General features: G+C 36.7%; 6 protein-coding genes. 1 reads left to right on the forward strand and 5 read right to left on the reverse strand.

Features of this window, described 5'->3' with window-relative positions; all coding sequences use genetic code 11:
* The 4 genes from E7Z79_RS09400 to E7Z79_RS09415 form a co-directional block, all read right to left on the reverse strand.
* Positions 1-996, reverse strand: a 996-nt coding sequence (locus tag E7Z79_RS09400; protein ID WP_303739683.1) for an MATE family efflux transporter, incomplete at its 3' end; no start/stop codon positions are given.
* A 1-nt stretch (position 997) separates the two neighbouring features.
* Positions 998-1,462 (reverse strand): MarR family winged helix-turn-helix transcriptional regulator, encoded by a 465-nt coding sequence (locus tag E7Z79_RS09405; protein ID WP_292742441.1) that lies wholly within the window; start codon positions 1,460-1,462, stop codon positions 998-1,000.
* Positions 1,463-1,466: 4 nt separating this feature from the next.
* Complete coding sequence (locus E7Z79_RS09410) at positions 1,467-1,916, reverse strand: flavodoxin (protein WP_292742440.1); 450 nt, start codon at positions 1,914-1,916, stop codon at positions 1,467-1,469.
* Between the two features lie 133 nt (positions 1,917-2,049).
* The gene (locus E7Z79_RS09415) at positions 2,050-2,421 is read right to left on the reverse strand and encodes a hypothetical protein (protein WP_292742439.1); all 372 of its coding nucleotides are present in this window, start codon (positions 2,419-2,421) and stop codon (positions 2,050-2,052) included.
* A gap of 103 nt (positions 2,422-2,524) precedes the next feature.
* Here E7Z79_RS09415 and E7Z79_RS09420 point away from each other — a divergent pair, with 103 nt between their 5' ends.
* On the forward strand, positions 2,525-3,391 hold the full coding sequence (locus E7Z79_RS09420; protein ID WP_292742438.1) for a hypothetical protein: 867 nt from the start codon (positions 2,525-2,527) through the stop codon (positions 3,389-3,391).
* Between the two features lie 26 nt (positions 3,392-3,417).
* On the opposite strand, the gene E7Z79_RS09425 is transcribed toward E7Z79_RS09420, so the two are convergent.
* Positions 3,418-3,881: hypothetical protein (locus tag E7Z79_RS09425; RefSeq protein ID WP_303739684.1), on the reverse strand; the 464-nt coding region annotated here is incomplete at its 5' end.

A 3,881-nucleotide genomic window follows, 5' to 3' on the forward strand; every position in this document is an offset into this window, starting at 1 on the left:
ACCCAATGCGATGGATATTGCAAAACCCAATTTAATAGCATATGAATGTGAAGTCTTCAAATTCTGATAGTTACGTGCACCGTAAGCGACACCTGCAACTGTCAATACTGCGGTTCCAAGACCGATTAATGGAATCATTGCAAGTTGCACAATCCTCATTGAAGCGGTATATACTGCCACTGCAGTTGTGTCTGCAGCCATCACGAGCATACTGTTGATGATTATTGCAAGAATGGAAAACACAAGGCTTTCAAGTGTTGAAGGGATTGCAACCTGAAGGTTGTCAATAATCATTTTTGTTGAGTACTTGAAATTTTTAAGGGTTAAGTCAAGGTATAAGTCCTTTTTACCCCAAATCCAGTAGCTCATCACAAGACAGGACAGTATCGCTGAGAACACTGTTGCCCATGCTGCCCCTGAAATTCCGAAGTTTAATACGTAAATGAATATTGGGTCAAGGATGATGTTCATTATGGCAGTCACTGCAATTGCAATTGTTGCCCTTCTCATGTCTCCTTCTGATCTGAATATCGCTGATGCGACACCGGAATAAACGAACACGAACAGGAATCCGAAGATGATGTAACTGTAGTCCATTGCGTATTGAATTGTGCTTCCAGCACCCATCATCTGAAGGATAGGCACCATGAACACTTCAATTATTATTGTGAATATCACTGACACGATAATTGCAAGCAGGATACCGTGCAATCCTGCATTGTTCGCTTGGTCACGGTTTCCGGCACCGATGTATCTTGCAATCAGTGAGTTTGCACCGGCTCCAATACCGTTTCCAAGTCCCACTAGCACCATGAATAATGGTGTGATGAATCCTACTGCAGCCAATGCATCCGCTCCCAGTCCTGCTACCCAGATACTGTCTGCAATATTATAAAGCATGATTAATAACATGGAGAGCATCATAGGCAATGCCAGTTTCACAATTGCCTTTTTAGGGTCACCTGTTATCATTTCAATATTACTACTTTTAGCCATTTTACTCCTCTTTCTGATTTAACTCTATGGATTTTATCGCTACCTCTTTCAATGTCTTCTGTAGCTCTTTCCTTTCAACTGAATTGTCATTAAATAAATAATCTTCCCATTGTTTAAGTTGATCTATTGCCTTTGATAGGGTCTCTTCACCTTTTGGTGTTAGTGAAACCTTTTTCTGGCGTCTGTTTTCCTCATCAACTTCTCTTTTAACCAAACCATTGTCCTCAAGCTTTTTGATGGATCTTGCAACGGATCCCTTGTCGATGCTGCATCTTGAGGCAATCTTTTCCTGGTTGATTTCTTTTTGATGGTCTATCTCAAACATGAAATGCAATTGGGATGAATTAATACCGAATTCCTCAAGATGATGGTTCAGGTACAATGTCTGGTTTTTAACGATGATTGTCAATAATTTGCCAACGGGAAGTTTAGTTGCATCAATAATTTTAAACTCCTCTAATGACATGTTTTCACTCTATGAATGAAGATAAATCATAATCGTTCTTTTTGACTTCTTTAGTGGTTAATGCCAATGTCTTTTGTGGTTTAATTGAATATTTCTCCATTTGTTCAAAGCTTGATTCAAATCCGCTACTACCGGCAGTCATGAAGAACTTGACATTTTTGAATTTACCTTCGTTTTGCTTTAGGTATGAAATCAGTGGATTTGCAGCTCTGCTTGCCCATACGGGCGCTCCAAGATAAACCATATCATAATCTTGCGGGTTGTATTTTAACTCTTCAAGTTCAACTATCTTTTCGGTTATTGCGTCCTTTCCTCCACGGGCGTAACCGATTTTGCCTGAATAGTTTACTTTTGATTTGATTTCCTCAATATCAGAACTGGTTTTGCTTGCAATGTCTTCTGCGAGCCTTTTTGTAATGCTTGTTCTTGAATAATAAACTACTAATGATTTCATACAATACTATTAATACCTTATCATATATAAATTGTTGCATTGACAACTATTGTTTATGCAACAATCAAAAATTGAACAATATTCATGATATCAATCGAAAAAATATAAAAAAATAGTGATGAAGAAAAAGAATCTAGAATTTGAATATGGATTTGGTCCATTTGAACTTGTGTTTAGCATCCTGGACGCTTTCATCGTATGTTTTTGCGCCAGCGCCATATTCCTTTTCAACAATCTTGAACTTTTGGTCAACGTCAAGGGAAGTGTCCTTGAGCTTGTTGAAGAAGGATATTTCCTCATCAAGGGCTTCCATACGTTTTTCAAGTTCAGCCTTTTCCTGAGTGACCTTATTTAACCTGTAGTCAACTGCTGTGGTACTTTGGTCTTTAATCATGTCCTTCATTTCAAACAATGCATCCACAGCATCTCCGATGTCCATGCCGTTTTCCTTTAGGATTTCAACTTTTTTCGCTTGCTCATCTGTTAATTCGATTTCCATTTTCATAATTAAATCCCCATAAATGTAATTAATTAATAATATATTTCTTTCATATCATTTAAATAATTTTCACAACACTTATTAATTTAAACAAAGTATAAATAACCATATGAATAAGTTAAAAATAGCAAAGCCAATTTCAACATTTACTAACCCGCCAATCATCTGCATACCATTATTTTTGATTATTTGTTTAACATTATCATTTGCAGATGGCAGTTTTGACCTTGTAAAGTTCATCACTTTGGAGATAGTTTCACTGATTTTCGCTTCAATATTGCCTATGGCGATCATACTGTTCTGGGCCAAAAGGCTTGGAACCGACAAGGACATCTCCAACAGGTCAGACAGGTACATGCCATTGATTGTTGGAATCATATCATATTTCATTGGCTTTTTGGTTTGCTTACTTTTTAACCTGGACAATTTCCTAACTTGTCTTTTATTGTGCTATTCAGTAAACACTGGGGTTGTCCTAATCATTACAACAAAATGGAAGATAAGCGTTCACACAACAGGATTGTCCGGACCGAATGCAGCATTGATATTGCTATTGGGCTCAATTGGTGCATTGATTGGAATATTGTATCCATTGATCATCTGGTCAAGGGTTCTTTTGAAAAAGCACACATTGGCGCAGGCAATTTCCGGTGGGGTTCAGGGATACTTCTTAACAGTCCTTGAAATGTATCTATTCAGCTTCATATTGAAACTGCCTTTGCTAAACATTGTAAGCTTATATGACTCAATATTGTACATATTAGCGATTATAATAACTCCAATCATTCTGGGTGTTTTAAGCTATACCAACAAGTCAAGAGTCATGTTCATTATCTTAGAGATAATTGCATTGGCGTTATTTTTAGCCTTCACTCCATTGAATGTGTTTATAGTATTTTTGATTGTGAGCCTGGCTTCAATATTCATCAGCCTTTATGCAGGCAATGATTTTGTATGGTTTGAAGTATTAAATTAAAAAAAAGAATAAGGATTATAAAATCCTTATTTGATTACAATTTTTAACTTTTTATATACATCATAGTTACTGTTTTTGGAAGTGATTACAACCTTGTGTGATCCCCTTTTGAGATTTTTGGTGTTGATTGTTGCAATACCCTTCTTGTTAGTTTTTACAATGTATTTCTTTGCCTTTTTGCCGGTGTACACCTTAACCTTAAGCTTGAGGTTTTTAACCTTGTGGAGTGTTGACTTGTTTTTCACTTTTATTGTGAAATTTTTGGATTTCTTGTATTTAGCTGTTAGTTTAGATGCCTTTACAATGGTATCCGCCTTTTTAATTGTAATTGTCTTTTTGACGGTGCCTGATTTGAACTGATTGCCATCCACTGAAACTTTGATGGAGTATTTTCCAACCGGAAGCTGGTACAATGGGATATATGCCTCATATTCGTCCAAATCGGTATATCCGTAGAATGTCTTGGTCTTCTTGCCAACGGTGACAACAA

The sequence above is a fragment of the Methanobrevibacter thaueri genome (assembly GCF_015062905.1).
GTDB classification, from domain to species: domain Archaea; phylum Methanobacteriota; class Methanobacteria; order Methanobacteriales; family Methanobacteriaceae; genus Methanocatella; species Methanocatella thaueri_A.

What these genes read in the sequence shown, in the direction of transcription:
- E7Z79_RS09405 (WP_292742441.1), bottom strand. Translation starts at nt 1,462, where the DNA reads ATGTCATTAGAGGAGTTTAAAATTATTGATGCAACTAAACTTCCCGTT.
- E7Z79_RS09420 (WP_292742438.1), top strand. Translation starts at nt 2,525, where the DNA reads ATGAATAAGTTAAAAATAGCAAAGCCAATTTCAACATTTACTAACCCG.
- E7Z79_RS09415 (WP_292742439.1), bottom strand. Translation starts at nt 2,421, where the DNA reads ATGAAAATGGAAATCGAATTAACAGATGAGCAAGCGAAAAAAGTTGAA.
- E7Z79_RS09410 (WP_292742440.1), bottom strand. Translation starts at nt 1,916, where the DNA reads ATGAAATCATTAGTAGTTTATTATTCAAGAACAAGCATTACAAAAAGG.